This window comes from Streptomyces sp. NPDC002265, from assembly GCF_040296125.1.
Taxonomy (GTDB): Bacteria; Actinomycetota; Actinomycetes; order Streptomycetales; family Streptomycetaceae; genus Streptomyces.
In genome coordinates, this window is the sequence record NZ_JBEOWS010000276.1 from 1 (window position 1) to 13,306 (window position 13,306).

The window sequence follows — 13,306 nt, forward strand, 5'->3', positions numbered from 1 at the left end:
TGTTTGCTATTCCTAACCCATGCACTTCGACCTAGCGCCGCCTAAAGCGTGGGCCCCCGAGTTTGGGGGCCCCGGCATATCCCGCGCCCCCCCAATCGTCGTACTCGTGTCCGCGTCTGCCTAGCGGCGGTGGCGTCCGCCCGTGGCCTCGCCGCGGTCCGCGGTCTCAGCGGCGAGCGCGGCCTTGCGCTCCTCCTCGGCCTTCTCCTCCGCCTCCATCTCGGCGAAGACGTCGATCGGCGCCGGCGCCTTCGCCAGGAAGACCCAGGTGAGCCAGACGGCCAGCAGGAAGGGCGGGATCTTCAGGGCGACCAGCACCCAGCCGAGCTGGGCGGTGTTCGCCCACCAGTACAGCGGGAAGAGGACCGCGCACTTGGCGAGCAGGATCAGGCCCCAGGCCCAGCTGGCCTTGGCGTACGCCTTCTTGCGGCCGGGGTTGCGGGTCCGCCAGGAGAGGTTCTCCTTGAAGACCGGGCCGAGGATCAGACCGATCAGCGGGACACCGCACAGCGTGGTGACGATGTACGCCACGGCCAGGCCCAGCGTGTAGAGCATGCCGGGGAGGTAGAAGTCCTTGGCGTTGCCCGTCATCATCGCGAACACGACACCGAAGGCGACGCCGAAGACCCCGCTGAAGGCGTGCTTGACGGTGTCCTTCATGACCAGCCGGACCACGACCAGGACCAGCGACACGGCCAGCGCGGCGATGGCCGACCAGTGCAGGTCCTTGTTGATCGTGAAGATGGTGACGAAGAGCAGGCCGGGCAGCACCGTCTCGACCATGCCCCGCACCCCGCCGAACGCCTCGAAGAGCGCGGCCTCCGTCACCGCCCGGGCGTCGTCCTGCTGAGTGTCCTGGGTCGGCTTGTCGAGCGACGTCACCGGCTACTCCCGTCCGAGGGGTCTCAGTTCGTACTTGGGGTTGAACAGCACTCGCCGGCCCCGGCTCATCGAGATCCGGCCCGACGCGATCAGCCTGCGCCCGGGTTCGATCCCCACGATGGAACGCCTGCCGAGCCACACCACGTCCAGCGCCGCGGAGCCGTCGAACAACTCGGCTTCCAGGGCCGGGACTCCGGCTCGCGGCCGCAGGGTGACCGTGCGCAAGGTACCAGTAACCGTCACTATCTGCCGGTCCTGGCAGTCGCCGATGCGGATGCAGCCGGCGGTTTCGGCGTCCTCCCGCAGCTCCTCGGACTCCAGGTCCTCCTGGGACGAGGAGAGCCGGTCGAGCATGCGCCGGAACCGGCCCACCGGTTTCTCGGAACGAGGAACAGCACTCATATCTGAAGCGTACCGGGGTGCCCTGCCAAGGACGTACCCGCGGTGACGGCGCCCGAACCGGCCCCGTGCTCCGGCTCACTTCTCGAACCGGTACCCCATCCCCGCCTCCGTGATGAAGTGCCGGGGGTGCGAGGGGTCCGCCTCCAGTTTCCGGCGCAGCTGGGCCATGTACACCCGCAGGTAGTTCGTCTCGGTCCCGTAGGAGGGACCCCACACCTCCTGGAGGAGCTGCTTCTGGCTGACCAGCCGGCCGGTGTTGCGCACCAGCACCTCCAGCAGATGCCACTCCGTGGGCGTCAGGCGTACGTCCCTGCCGTCCCGGTTGACCTTCTTGGCGACCAGGTCGACGGTGAAGCCCTCGGTCTCCACCAGCGCGTCGTCCTCGCCGGCCCCGACGGGTTCGGCCCGGCGGACGGCGGCCCGCAGCCGGGCCAGCAGCTCGTCCATGCCGAACGGCTTGGTGACGTAGTCGTCGGCGCCCGCGTCGAGCGCCTCGACCTTCTCGTCGGAGGAGTGGCGGGCGGACAGCACCAGGATCGGCACCCTGGTCCAGCCGCGCAACCCCTTGATCACCTCGACGCCGTCCATGTCCGGCAGGCCGAGGTCGAGGACGACCACGTCCGGGTGTCGGGCCGCGGCGAGCTGGAGCGCGGTGGCGCCGTCGTAGGCTGCGTCGACCTCGTACTTGCGGGCCCTGAGGTTGATCACGAGGGCGCGGACGATCTGCGGCTCGTCGTCGATCACGAGCACCCTGGTCATCTGACCTGCCTTTGCGGTTGTACGGGCCGTGGTGGTTGCACGGGCTCTTCGGATTGCACGGGCTCTTCCGGTCGCGCGGGCTCCTCCGGCGACACGGAGGCTGCCGGTTGCACGGACTCCTCCGGCGACACGGAAACCGCCGGTCGCGCGGCCTCTTCGGGTCCCGCGGGTTCGGCGGACCGGGCGGGCCGGTCCGGCTGGACGGTTTCCGTGCCCGCTCCGGCCGCGCGCAGAGTGAGGACCATGGTGAGGCCGCCACCGGGGGTGTCCTCGGCGGCGAGCGTGCCGCCCATCGCCTCGGCGAAGCCGCGCGCGACCGCGAGACCGAGGCCGACGCCGGCGCCGCGCGGGGCGTCGCCGTAGCGCTGGAAGGGCTCGAAGATGCGCTCCTTGGCCTCGTCCGGGACGCCCGGCCCGCGGTCCACCACCCGCACCTCGACCCGGTCCGCGATGGCGCTGGCGGCGACCAGGACGCGCTTGCCCCGCGGGCTGTACTTGACCGCGTTCTCGACCAGGTTGGCCACCACGCGCTCCAGCAGCCCGGCGTCGACCGCGACCATGGGCAGGGTCTCGGGGACGTCCAGCTCGACGCTGTCCTCGGGAATGCCGCCGAGCGCCATCGGCACGACCTCGTCGATGTCCGTCTCGCGGATGATCGTGGCGACCGTGCCGGTCTGCAGGCGGGACATGTCGAGGAGATTGCCGACCAGGTGGTCCAGGCGGTCGGCGCCCTCCTCGATGCCCTCCAGCAGCTCGGCCCGGTCCTCCTCGGACCACTCGACGTCCTCCGAGCGCAGGGACGACACCGACGCCTTGATCCCGGCGAGCGGGGTGCGCAGGTCGTGGCTGACGGCGGCGAGCAGCGCGGTGCGGATGCGGTTGCCCTCGGCCAGCGCGCGGGCCCGGTCGGCCTCCTCCCGCAGCCGCCGCCGGTCCAGGACGACGGCGGACTGGGCCGCGAACGCGGCCAGGACACGACGGTCCTCGGCGGGCAGTACCCGCCCGGTGAGCGCCAGCGCCATATGGTCCCCGACCGGCATGTCCACGTCGGCGTCCTCGGGCCGCTCCAGCGGCCGCCCGAGTCCCACGCTGCCCGCGACGGTCCAGGGCGCGACGTCGCTCTCGCGCTCCAGCAGCGCCGCCGACTCCATGCCGAAGGTCTCGCGCACCCGCTCCAGCAGCGCCTCCAGGCTGGTCTCGCCGCGCAGCACGTCGCCGGCGAGGAAGGAGAGGATCTCCGACTCCACCCGCAGCCGGGCCGCCTGGTGGGTGCGCCGGGCGGCGAGGTCCACGACCGAGGCCACCGACACCGCCACCCCCACGAAGATCACGATGGCGACGATGTTCTTCGGGTCGGCGATCGTCAGCCGGTGCAGCGGGGGCGTGTAGTAGTAGTTCAGCAGGAACGATCCGACAGCGGCCGAGCCGAGCGCCGGGAGCAGCCCGCCGAGCAGGGCCGCCGCCACCGTCAGCGCCAGGAACAGCAGCATGTCGTTGGCCAGGCCCAGGTCGACCGTGTTCAGCACCAGCGCCAGGAGCACCGGGCCCACCACGCCGACGAGCCAGCCCCAGATGATCCGGGCCCGCCCCAGCCGGGCGCCCCGGGCGGCCGGCAGTCCGCGCCCCTTGCCCGCCTCGCCGTGGGTGATCAGGTGGACGTCGAGGTCGGGCCCCGACTCCCGGGCCACGGTGGCCCCCACGCCCGGCCCGAAGACGTACTGCCAGCTGTTGCGCCGCGAGACGCCGAGCAGGATCTGGGTGGCGTTGACTCCGCGGGCGAAGGCCAGCAGGGCCGCCGGTATGTCGTCGCCGACCACGTGGTGGAAGGTGCCGCCCAGATCCTCGACCAGGGTCCGCTGGACGGCCAGTTCCTTGGGCGAGGCCGAGGTCAGCCCGTCGCCGCGGGATATGTAGACGGCCAGCACCTCGCCGCCCGCGCCCTTCTCGGCCAGCCGGGCGGCCCGCCGGATCAGCGTCCGGCCCTCCGGGCCGCCGGTCAGACCGACCACGATCCGCTCCCGCGAACCCCAGATCGCCGACACCCGGTGCTCGCTGCGGTACTGCTGGAGGTACTCGTCGACCCGGTCCGCCACCCACAGCAGCGCCAGCTCCCGCAGCGCGGTCAGGTTCCCGGGGCGGAAGTAGTTCGACAGGGCCGCGTCGACCTTGTCCGGCTGGTAGATGTTGCCGTGCGCCATACGGCGGCGCAGCGCCTGCGGCGACATGTCGACCAGCTCGATCTGGTCGGCCCGGCGCACCACCTCGTCCGGCACGGTCTCGCGCTGGCGCACCCCCGTGATGGACTCCACCACGTCGCCCAGCGACTCCAGGTGCTGGATGTTCACCGTCGAGACCACGTCGATGCCCGCGGCGAGCAGTTCCTCCACGTCCTGCCAGCGCTTGGCGTTGCGCGAGCCCGGGATGTTCGTGTGGGCCAGTTCGTCCACCAGGGCGACGGCGGGCGCGCGCCGGAGCACCGCGTCCACGTCCATCTCGGTGAAGACCGCGTCCCGGTGGTCGAGCTCCTTGCGCGGGACGAGCTCCAGGCCGTGCAGCATCACCTCGGTGCGCGGCCTGCCGTGGTGCTCCACGAAGCCCACCACGCAGTCGGTGCCGCGTTCCACCCGCCGATGCGCCTCGGAGAGCATGGCGTACGTCTTGCCCACGCCCGGTGCCGCACCGAGATAGATCCGAAGCTTGCCGCGTGCCATGGCCCCATTGTCTTCCCGTGCCGCCTGCGTACGCAGCGTCGACCTTACGGTGGGCCGGATCGGCAAAACGGTCTAGAAGGGGGGATGGAGGTCGTCTTTGACACAACCCTGACGCCTCCGGCGCGGGGCCGGCGCGGCCGTGGTCCGGCCGGCCCCCGGGGTGCGCGGCTCAGCCGGCGTTGTCCCCGTGGGTGAGGGTCTCCCAGGCGACGAACAGGTTGTTGCTGCCGGCCGGACGGTTCTGGAGGGTGAGTGCCTGGGTGTTGGTCATCGCGATGCCCAGCCGGTTGTGCAGGGCGTTGTAGCCGACCTCGGTGACCGGACCGAGGCCGAGGTTCAGCGTGCCGCCGCACAGCCAGCTCGGGACGGCGGTGCCGAGCTGGTACTTGGACTGGAAGCCGAGCGCCTGCCGCAGCCGCTCGCCGACGTCGGTCCCGTACAGGTCCTGGCCCTGGATACGGCTGGTCTCGGCGACGTGGGAGATGGACGAGATGCCGTACCCGGTGTGGGTGAAGTCGCGGCAGGTCTCCTGGGTGAGACCGGTGACGAAGGTCGACTGGCCCTGCCAGTAGCCGACGATCTTCGCCGTGGTGTCGAGGTTCTGGCTCGGCACGGTCTTCGGGAGCGCGCCGTCGGAGGCCAGGTAGACGTACGCGGCGGTACGGGTCCGGAACTTCGCCATGGCCTTGTTGTACGACGTGCGGTCCTCCAGGAAGACGGAGATGCCGACGGCCGCCTCCATCATGGTCAGTTCCCAGTTGCCGTTGGAGTTGGAACCGTTGATGACCTCGGGGAGGTAGACGTCGCGCAGCATGGTCGCGAAGCGGCCGGAGTTGGACCAGCTCCCGGTGTACGTGTACTTGACGATCTCCGCGGCCTTGGCCCAGGAGGAGCCGGCCCAGCCGGTCTGGAGGGGCGCGTTGCTGTTGGTGTGGTCCTTGATCACCGCGGACCACGCGTCCATCAGCGCGATGGACTTCTGCGCGTACCGGCTGTCCCGGGTGATGTACCAGGCGAGGGCGTCGGTGTACGCGGCGATCGCGTCCTCGCGCTCGTCGGTGCAGCCGTAGTTGGGGTTGGAGTACGAACCGCACTCGACGGTCGCGCGCGGCGCCGGGGTGCGGCTCAGATCGGCGTACTTGCTCGCCAGCATCTGGTCGAAGGCGCCCTTCCAGGGCTGGGCACCGGCCTGGACCTGGGTCCGGGCCAGGTCCAGCTGCCCCTTGGAGACGGTGACGCCGGGGTGGACGAAGACGGCGGGGGCGGCCTGGGCCTGGCGGGCGGCGGGCCAGACTAAGGCGCCGGCGACCAGGGCGGTGACGGCGGCGAGGAGTGCGGTACGGCGCATGGTGGGGGGCCATCCGTTCTTCTATGTGAACGATGAGCGCCTGCATGAACGCAGGCGCTGCGCCGAGACCATAGGTACAGACCAACCACCCGTCAAGATGGCGCGCACATGACGAAGGGCCGTACCCCGCCGGGGTACGGCCCTTCGCGTACGACTTCGTGTACGCCTTCGTGGACGCCTGTGCTCAGCGAACCTCGGTGATCTCCGGTCCGCGCTGGAGCTGGCCCATCCCACCGGAGAAGCGCGAACCGGCCTCCTCCTGCTGGACGCCCTCGGGCACCATCTGGGCGTCGTTCGGCAGCTTCAGGACGATCGGGTCACGGGGGGCCATCGGGCCCTCGCCCCGCACCACGACGGTGTCCCGGAAGATCTGCTCCAGCAGACCGGCCGCCTGCGGTTGCACCGCGCCCTGGCCCGAGATGACCCCGCGCAGGAACCAGCGGGGACCGTCCACGCCGACGAACCGCACGACCTGGAAGCCGCCCGTGCCGTCGGGCAGCTGCACCGGCACCTGGGCCCGCAGCTCCCAGCCCAGCGGACCCTCGACCTCGTCGACGATGCCGCCCTGCTGGGTGATGCCCGAGCCGATCTCCTCGCGCACCTCGCCCCAGATGCCCTCGCGCTTGGGAGCGGCGAAGGCCTGGAGCTGGATGGCGCTGTCGTGCAGCACGACGGTGGCGGCGACGATCGCGTCACCGGCCACCTCGACCCGCAGCTCCATACCGTCGACGCCGGGCACGAACAGGCCGCCGAGGTCCACCCGGCCCTCGCCCGGCTCGCGCACCTCGGTGTCGTCCCAGGGCCCGTCGGGCCGCGGCTCGGGTTCGAGCCGCACGCGCTCGCGCGCGCCCTCTACGTCCGCCTCGGTGTCGACGCTGTCGACGACCTGCTCGGCCTCGCCGGCCGCGCCGTCGGCGGCATCCCTCTTCTTGCGACGTCCGAACACGTCACTGTCCTTCCCGGTCGGATACGACCGAAGCGTATCTATACCCACCCGTTGCGCCGCCGTCGGCGGCCTGACCGCTTGTGCCGCTCGCGCCGCCCACCGCGGCATGGCCGCCGGTGGACCCGAAGCCCCCCTCGGCCCGTACCGAGTCGGGAAGCTCCGCGACCTCCTGGAAGCGAACCCTCTCGACCTGCTGGACTACCAGTTGGGCAATCCGGTCGAAGCGCTCGAACCGCACCGACTCGCGCGGGTCGAGATTCACCACGATCACCTTGATCTCCCCACGGTACCCGGCATCAACCGTCCCCGGGGCATTCACCAGGGCGACGCCGCAACGGGCGGCGAGTCCGGACCGGGGGTGCACGAAGGCCGCGTACCCCTCCGGGAGGGCGATCGACACTCCGGTGGGCAGCACCGCCCGCTCCCCCGGCGCCAGCTCGCAGGCCTCGGTGGTACGCAGGTCGGCGCCGGCGTCACCGGGCTGTGCGTACGAGGGCAGCGGCACCTCGGGGTCCACGCGCCGGATCAGCACGTCCAGCGGGTCACGGCCGGCGGGGCTCACGGGTTCACCTCGAAGGCGCGGGCGCGACGGATCTGGTCCGGGTCGCTCATGGCGGCCTGGATCTCCTCCTCGCGGCCGTTGCGGACGAAGTGCTCGACCGCGACCTCGACGAACAGGGCGTCGGCGCGGACGGCGACGGGGCCCTCCGGGCCGCCGATGCGTCCGGTGGCCGTCGAGTAGATCTTCCGGCCGGCCACCGCGGTCACCTCGGCCTCCAGGTACAGCGTCGTCCCCACCGGTACGGGCCGCACGAAGTCGGTCTCCAGCCGTCCGGTCACCGCGATGGTCCGCAGCAGCCAGTTCAGCGAGCCGAGGGTCTCGTCGAGGGCGGTCGCGAGCACGCCGCCGTGCGCGAGCCCGGGAGCGCCCTGGTGGGCGGGCTGCACGGTGAACTCGGCGGTAATCGTGACACCGGTCCCGGCCCGCGCCTGGAGGTGCAGCCCGTGCTGCTGCTCTCCGCCACATCCGAAACACTGTTCGTAGTGGGCACCGAGAAGCTCACCGGGTGCGGGAGCGTCGGGGTGCCGCACCGGTTTCACGGCGTCGTCGGGAGGCTGAAGAGCTGGGGAAGTACCACTCACAGGCGCAGACCTTACCCGCGCGTCGGCCGTATCCGGACACCGTGCCAAGCTTGGCTCCATGCAGCACTCCGCCACCCCGTACGAAGAACGCCTGACCGCCCCCCGCTCGTGGTGGCTGATCTCGTTTCTCGTGGGCGTCGCCTGCGCCCTGGTCCTGCTCCCGTTCGGCACCCTGCCGATGCTCGGCGGCCTCGTCGGAGGCACCGCGGCCGCGGCCGTCACGGCCAGCTCCTACGGCTCGCCGCGCATCCGTGTGGTCGGGGACTCCCTGATCGCCGGCGAGGCGAAGATCCCCGTGGCGGCGCTCGGCGAGGCAGAGGTCCTGGACGCCGAGGAGGCCCGCGCCTGGCGCACCTACAAGGCCGACGTACGCGCCTTCCTCCTGCTGCGCTCCTACATCCCCACGGCCCTGCGCGTGGAGGTCACGGACCCGGAGGACCCGACGCCGTACCTGTACCTGTCGACCCGGGAGCCGGAACGCCTGGCGGAGGCCCTGAAGGCCGCCCGGACGGCCTCGGCGTAACACCCTGGCACCGGTCGGCCCCGCGGGGGTCCCGGCGGCCGGAGGACGCACTGGAAGGCCCGGGAGGGGTTCGCGAAGGCGGGCTCCGACCGGGCCTTCGGCAGCTCTGCGCACGGGATACGGGCCTGCCGCCCCCGCGCGGCCCAGGAGAGGCCGCCCGGGATCCCCTGGAACCGGCTGAACCCGCAGAGCTCCGAGCGGCTCACGGAAGCCGGACCGGAACCAGACCGGGAAGGTCCTGAAAGGGCTGGGAAGGTGGGCCGGAAGGGCCTCGAGCGGCTCGCGGGGGCTGGCTCCAAGGGGCCCTGGAAGTGACCGGCGGCGGTGCCAGGAGGGCCCTGGAGCGGCGGTTGCCGGGGGTGGGCCGGAAGGCGCACGCGTGGATCGTGACTGTGGGAGGCGGCGTCACCCGCGGGCGGCGGCGCGTCTCACCGGCCCAGCTCCTTCGAGATGTCGCCCAGTCCCACCGGATCCGCCGGAGGCTCCAGCGGCGGCAGCTCGGACAGCTCGTCCCAGGACACCTGCGACTTCCGCAGGTCCGCCCGGATCCGCGCGGCGAGCTTCTTCGTGTCACGGCGGTTCATGACCGCGCCGACCGCGGCTCCGACCATGAACGGCATCAGGTTCGGCAGGTTGCGGACCAGTCGCTTGGTGATCTGCTGGCGCAGTTCGCGCTTCATCCGGCCGCCCAGCGCCGCGTCGACCGTCGAGGGCTTCCGCACGTCGATCCCGCGCTCGCCCGACCACGAGCGCAGATACGCGGTACTGCGGTCCCTGAGCTGTCCCGGCGGCCGCAGGCCGTACACCTCGTGCAGCTCGGCGATCAGCTTCAGCTCGATCGCGGCGACCCCGGTGATCTCCGCGGCGAGCTCGGTGGGCATCGCGGGCGGTACGGGCAGCATCGCGGCCGCCCCGATGCCCGCGCCGACGGTCGAGGTGGCGTTCGCGGCGCCCGCGACGAGCTTGTCCGCGAGCCGCTCGGGGCCGAGGCCCGGGAACTGCCGGCGGAGCGTCGCGAGGTCGCGCACGGGAACCCGCGGGGCGATCTCGATGATCCGGTCGACGAGGTACGCCAGGCCCGCCTTGGCGCCGCTGCCGGTCTTGCGGGCGCCGTCCGCGGCGAGGCCCACGGCCTTGTCGCGGATCGCCGCGGCCCGCCGCCTGGCGGCGGGCGCGGGACTCTCCACCGGCGCCGGGAGGTCACCCCGGTCGCCTGCCGGTTCGAGCGAGGCCGAGCCGGACGACTCCTGCGTCGTACCGGATGAGCCCCGCTCGTCGTCACGCACGCCGTGAGGGCCGTCGGACGGCCCACGCCCCGCTCCCCGCAGGGGGAAGCGGCGCTTCCGAGGTGGGGTCGAGCCAGTCACGGCCGACCCGTCCTCAGTCGCAGTCGCGGCAGATCGGCTGGCCGTTCTTCTCGCGGGCCAGCTGGCTGCGGTGGTGCACCAGGAAGCAGCTCATGCAGGTGAACTCGTCCTGCTGCTTGGGCAGCACGCGGACGGCCAACTCCTCGTTCGAGAGGTCGGCCCCGGGCAGCTCGAGGCCCTCGGCGGCCTCGAACTCGTCGACGTCGACGGCCGAAGCCGACTTGTCGTTCCGACGGGCCTTCAGTTCCTCGAGGCTGTCCGAGTCAACGTCGTCGTCGGTCTTGCGTGGGGTGTCGTAATCGGTTGCCATGGTCGCTCTCCCCCTCTGGGTGTTTGCGGTGTCTCCAGCGCACGTAACGCGTGAGAGGCCGGACTTGTGCCCGACCCGAGGCGGAGATTTTGCCTCACATCAAGGTCTGTTACTCAATCGACACCCAACCGGATCCCCCGAGAGTGATCGGCTTGGATGGCGATCGGGACCGTACACGGTCATGGCGCCGCTCTCCAAAGGCGCCTCACCGTGTACTTCCCGTGAGCACGGCACCGGAAAACCCGGATTTTACGGGCTTTGTGGCACCAGCTGTGATCACGGAGCGTGGATAGTCTGAATATCGCCCTTGTGATCGATCACACAGGGGACCGTCCGTCGGGTGTCCCGAAAATTCCGCTAAAAGCGAACAGTCCCGTGCGTGTCGGCGTCATGGTCTCAGATGGGGAGTGTGACGCGCATCACGAGACCGCCCCCCTCTCGCGGCTGGGCGGAGATATGCCCGCCGTGCGCCCGTGCGACGGACCGGACGATGGACAGACCCAGGCCGACCCCCTTGTCGCTGCCGGTGCGCTCCGTGCGCAGCCGCCTGAACGGCTCGAACAGGTTGTCGATCTCGTACGCCGGTACGACCGGTCCCGTGTTCGACACGACCAGGACCGCCTGGCCGTGCCCGACCTCGGTGGTGACCTCGACCCAGCCGCCCGAGGGCACGTTGTAGCGCACGGCGTTCTGCACCAGGTTCAGGGCGATCCGTTCCAGCAGCACACCGTTGCCCTGGACCACGGCGGGCTTGCGCTCGCCGCGGATCTCCACGCCCTTGGCCTCCGCCTCGGCGTGCACCTGGTCGACCGCCTGCTCGGCGACCTCCGCGAGGTCCACCGGCTTGCGCTCGACGATCTGGTTGTCGCTGCGGGCGAGCAGCAGCAGGCCCTCCACGAGCTGCTCGCTGCGCTCGTTGGTGGCCAGCAGCGTCTTGCCGAGCTGCTGGAGCTCCACCGGCGCGCCCGGGTCGGACAGGTGCACCTCCAGGAGGGTGCGGTTGATCGCGAGCGGGGTGCGCAGCTCGTGCGAGGCGTTGCCGACGAAGCGCTGCTGGGCCGTGAAGGCCCGCTGGAGGCGCTCCAGCATGTCGTCGAAGGTGTCGGCCAGTTCCTTCAGCTCGTCGTCCGGGCCGTCCAGCTCGATCCGGCGGGACAGGTCCGAGCCCGCCACCGCGCGCGCCGTGCGGGTGATCCGGCCGAGCGGGGACAGCACCCGGCCGGCCATGGCGTAGCCGAAGGCGAAGGCGATCACCGCGAGGCCGAGCAGGGCCAGCAGGGAGCGGCTGAGCAGATCGTCGAGGGCGTGCTGGCGCTGCAGGTTCACGCATGCGGACATCGCGTGGTTGAGCTCGTCCGGCGTGGGGTTCTGCGGAAGAGCGCAGGTGTTGCTGCCGACCTTCCCGTAGATGACCGTGAAGGGGAGTTCGCTGCCGACGCTCAGCGCCTGTGCGGCGAGCAGGTAGATGATCGACAGCAGCATGATGCCGGCGATCAGGAACATGCCGCCGTACAGGAGCGTCAGGCGTATCCGGATGGTCGGACGCAGCCACGGGAAGGGAGGCTGCGGTTTTCTGGGGTCCCAGGTGGGCTTCGGCGGCGCCTGGGCGGGCGCGGGTGTCGTGGCCACCGCGGATCAGATCCGGTAGCCGGAGCCGGGGACGGTGACGATGACGGGCGGCTCGCCCAGCTTGCGGCGCAGGGTCATGACCGTCACGCGCACCACGTTGGTGAACGGGTCGGTGTTCTCGTCCCAGGCCTTCTCCAGCAGCTGCTCGGCGGAGACCACCGCGCCCTCGGAGCGCATCAGCACCTCCAGGACGGCGAACTCCTTGGGCGCGAGCTGGACCTCCTTGCCGTCGCGGAAGACCTCGCGGCGGTTGGGGTCGAGCTTGATGCCCGCACGCTCCAGGACGGGCGGCAGCGGCACGCTGGTGCGCCGGCCGAGGGCCCGCACCCGTGCGATGAGCTCGCTGAACGCGAAGGGCTTGGGCAGGTAGTCGTCGGCGCCGATCTCCAGCCCCTCGACCCGGTCGCTGACGTCGCCGGACGCGGTGAGCATGAGCACGCGCGTGGGCAGGCCGAGCTCGACGAGCTTGCGGCAGACGTCGTCGCCGTGCACGAGCGGGAGGTCGCGGTCGAGGACGACCACGTCGTAGTCGTTGACGCCGATGCGCTCCAGGGCGGCCGCACCGTCGTACACGACGTCGACGGCCATGGCCTCCCGGCGCAGTCCGGTGGCCACCGCATCGGCGAGCAGCTGCTCGTCCTCGACGACGAGTACGCGCACGTCGCTTGTCCTTCCTGTGTCCACCCGCATAGCCCCTCGGGCGCACACGGGCAGGATTCTTCGTGGATGTGGCGTCCATCCTGCCCTTTTCGGCTGTAAGTCGGCGGTAAGGCGGGAGAGCGGGCACGGATGTGCGGGCGATCGGCGCTGGAATAGCGGATTTTCTCGTGCGGTTGAGGTTTCCACGGAAGGGAGCGGGGGGAGGACGGTTTACACCCCGCGATCACACTCTGCTTGTGCCGCAACACCATGCGGTACGTCGCTGTCCGCTTTTCCACAGAGTGGTCGTGGGTGTCCGGCACCGTGGCCGCCCGGCACAGGGCTGCGCCGGACATCCACAGGAGACGTGATCGCCCCTTCCCAACGGCACACCCCCGTGCCATCGACCCACGACCCTGGACGAGGGGGCGCAGCATGGACGCTTTCACCGCAGGACTTCTGCAGCGCATAAAGACGACCGAGTCCGACCTGACGCGGGCTCGTGACGAGGGCGACGAGTTCCTCGTCGAGGTGGAGCAGGGCGAGCTCGACGACCTGCACCGCCTCGCCGCCGAGCACGGCGTGGAAGTCGGCATGTCCGCCGTCTGATCGGTTCGTACGTACGACAGCGGGGCCCCGGGCGATCC

General features: G+C 71.1%; 14 protein-coding genes. 2 read left to right on the top strand and 12 right to left on the bottom strand.

Annotation, left to right across the window (positions count from 1 at the left end; translation table 11 throughout):
* Positions 1 to 120: 120 nt before the first annotated feature.
* The 8 genes from ABT085_RS34290 to ABT085_RS34325 form a co-directional block, all read right to left on the bottom strand.
* Positions 121 to 882, bottom strand: a complete 762-nt coding sequence (locus ABT085_RS34290; protein WP_351616999.1) for a DUF3159 domain-containing protein — start codon at positions 880 to 882, stop codon at positions 121 to 123.
* Between the two features lie 3 nt (positions 883 to 885).
* The gene (locus ABT085_RS34295) at positions 886 to 1,284 is read right to left on the bottom strand and encodes an OB-fold nucleic acid binding domain-containing protein (RefSeq protein ID WP_351617002.1); all 399 of its coding nucleotides are present in this window, start codon (positions 1,282 to 1,284) and stop codon (positions 886 to 888) included.
* A 75-nt stretch (positions 1,285 to 1,359) separates the two neighbouring features.
* Complete coding sequence (locus ABT085_RS34300) at positions 1,360 to 2,043, bottom strand: response regulator (RefSeq protein ID WP_351617005.1); 684 nt, start codon at positions 2,041 to 2,043, stop codon at positions 1,360 to 1,362.
* The gene (locus ABT085_RS34305; RefSeq protein ID WP_351617007.1) at positions 2,040 to 4,754 is read right to left on the bottom strand and encodes a sensor histidine kinase; all 2,715 of its coding nucleotides are present in this window, start codon (positions 4,752 to 4,754) and stop codon (positions 2,040 to 2,042) included. Before ABT085_RS34305 ends, ABT085_RS34300 begins: the two co-directional genes overlap by 4 nt.
* A gap of 169 nt (positions 4,755 to 4,923) precedes the next feature.
* Positions 4,924 to 6,102, bottom strand: coding sequence for an alginate lyase family protein (locus ABT085_RS34310; RefSeq protein ID WP_351617010.1), 1,179 nt, complete (start codon positions 6,100 to 6,102; stop codon positions 4,924 to 4,926).
* Positions 6,103 to 6,286: 184 nt separating this feature from the next.
* The gene (locus ABT085_RS34315) at positions 6,287 to 7,048 is read right to left on the bottom strand and encodes a DUF3710 domain-containing protein (RefSeq protein ID WP_351617013.1); all 762 of its coding nucleotides are present in this window, start codon (positions 7,046 to 7,048) and stop codon (positions 6,287 to 6,289) included.
* 1 nt (position 7,049) lies between these two features.
* Positions 7,050 to 7,610: a dUTP diphosphatase gene (dut, locus tag ABT085_RS34320; RefSeq protein ID WP_351617014.1), complete on the bottom strand. Its 561-nt coding sequence runs from the start codon at positions 7,608 to 7,610 to the stop codon at positions 7,050 to 7,052.
* Positions 7,607 to 8,191 carry a PaaI family thioesterase gene (locus ABT085_RS34325; RefSeq protein ID WP_351617016.1) on the bottom strand — a complete coding sequence of 195 codons (585 nt, stop codon included), beginning with the start codon at positions 8,189 to 8,191 and terminating at the stop codon, positions 7,607 to 7,609. The genes dut and ABT085_RS34325 overlap by 4 nt, the downstream gene beginning before the upstream one ends.
* A 58-nt stretch (positions 8,192 to 8,249) precedes the next feature.
* Here ABT085_RS34325 and ABT085_RS34330 point away from each other — a divergent pair, with 58 nt between their 5' ends.
* Complete coding sequence (locus tag ABT085_RS34330; protein ID WP_351617019.1) at positions 8,250 to 8,714, top strand: DUF3093 domain-containing protein; 465 nt, start codon at positions 8,250 to 8,252, stop codon at positions 8,712 to 8,714.
* A 428-nt stretch (positions 8,715 to 9,142) separates the two neighbouring features.
* On the opposite strand, the gene ABT085_RS34335 is transcribed toward ABT085_RS34330, so the two are convergent.
* The 4 genes from ABT085_RS34335 to ABT085_RS34350 form a co-directional block, all read right to left on the bottom strand.
* A complete protein-coding gene (locus tag ABT085_RS34335; RefSeq protein ID WP_351617021.1) occupies positions 9,143 to 10,081 on the bottom strand; it encodes a hypothetical protein in 939 nt (312 codons plus the stop codon).
* Positions 10,082 to 10,094: 13 nt separating this feature from the next.
* Positions 10,095 to 10,391, bottom strand: coding sequence for a DUF4193 domain-containing protein (locus ABT085_RS34340; protein WP_003993510.1), 297 nt, complete (start codon positions 10,389 to 10,391; stop codon positions 10,095 to 10,097).
* A gap of 396 nt (positions 10,392 to 10,787) precedes the next feature.
* Positions 10,788 to 12,020, bottom strand: coding sequence for a sensor histidine kinase (locus tag ABT085_RS34345; RefSeq protein ID WP_351617024.1), 1,233 nt, complete (start codon positions 12,018 to 12,020; stop codon positions 10,788 to 10,790).
* A 6-nt stretch (positions 12,021 to 12,026) separates the two neighbouring features.
* On the bottom strand, positions 12,027 to 12,680 hold the full coding sequence (locus ABT085_RS34350) for a response regulator transcription factor (protein ID WP_009340866.1): 654 nt from the start codon (positions 12,678 to 12,680) through the stop codon (positions 12,027 to 12,029).
* 414 nt (positions 12,681 to 13,094) lie between these two features.
* Between ABT085_RS34350 and ABT085_RS34355 the strand changes: the two genes are divergently transcribed.
* Positions 13,095 to 13,268, top strand: a complete 174-nt coding sequence (locus tag ABT085_RS34355) for a hypothetical protein (protein WP_351617026.1) — start codon at positions 13,095 to 13,097, stop codon at positions 13,266 to 13,268.
* Positions 13,269 to 13,306: the final 38 nt, after the last annotated feature.

Coding starts and splice junctions, on each gene's coding strand:
- ABT085_RS34330 (WP_351617019.1), top strand. CDS start 8,250: ATGCAGCACTCCGCCACCCCGTACGAAGAACGCCTGACCGCCCCCCGC.
- ABT085_RS34305 (WP_351617007.1), bottom strand. CDS start 4,754: ATGGCACGCGGCAAGCTTCGGATCTATCTCGGTGCGGCACCGGGCGTG.
- ABT085_RS34310 (WP_351617010.1), bottom strand. CDS start 6,102: ATGCGCCGTACCGCACTCCTCGCCGCCGTCACCGCCCTGGTCGCCGGC.
- ABT085_RS34355 (WP_351617026.1), top strand. CDS start 13,095: ATGGACGCTTTCACCGCAGGACTTCTGCAGCGCATAAAGACGACCGAG.
- ABT085_RS34340 (WP_003993510.1), bottom strand. CDS start 10,391: ATGGCAACCGATTACGACACCCCACGCAAGACCGACGACGACGTTGAC.
- ABT085_RS34295 (WP_351617002.1), bottom strand. CDS start 1,284: ATGAGTGCTGTTCCTCGTTCCGAGAAACCGGTGGGCCGGTTCCGGCGC.
- ABT085_RS34300 (WP_351617005.1), bottom strand. CDS start 2,043: ATGACCAGGGTGCTCGTGATCGACGACGAGCCGCAGATCGTCCGCGCC.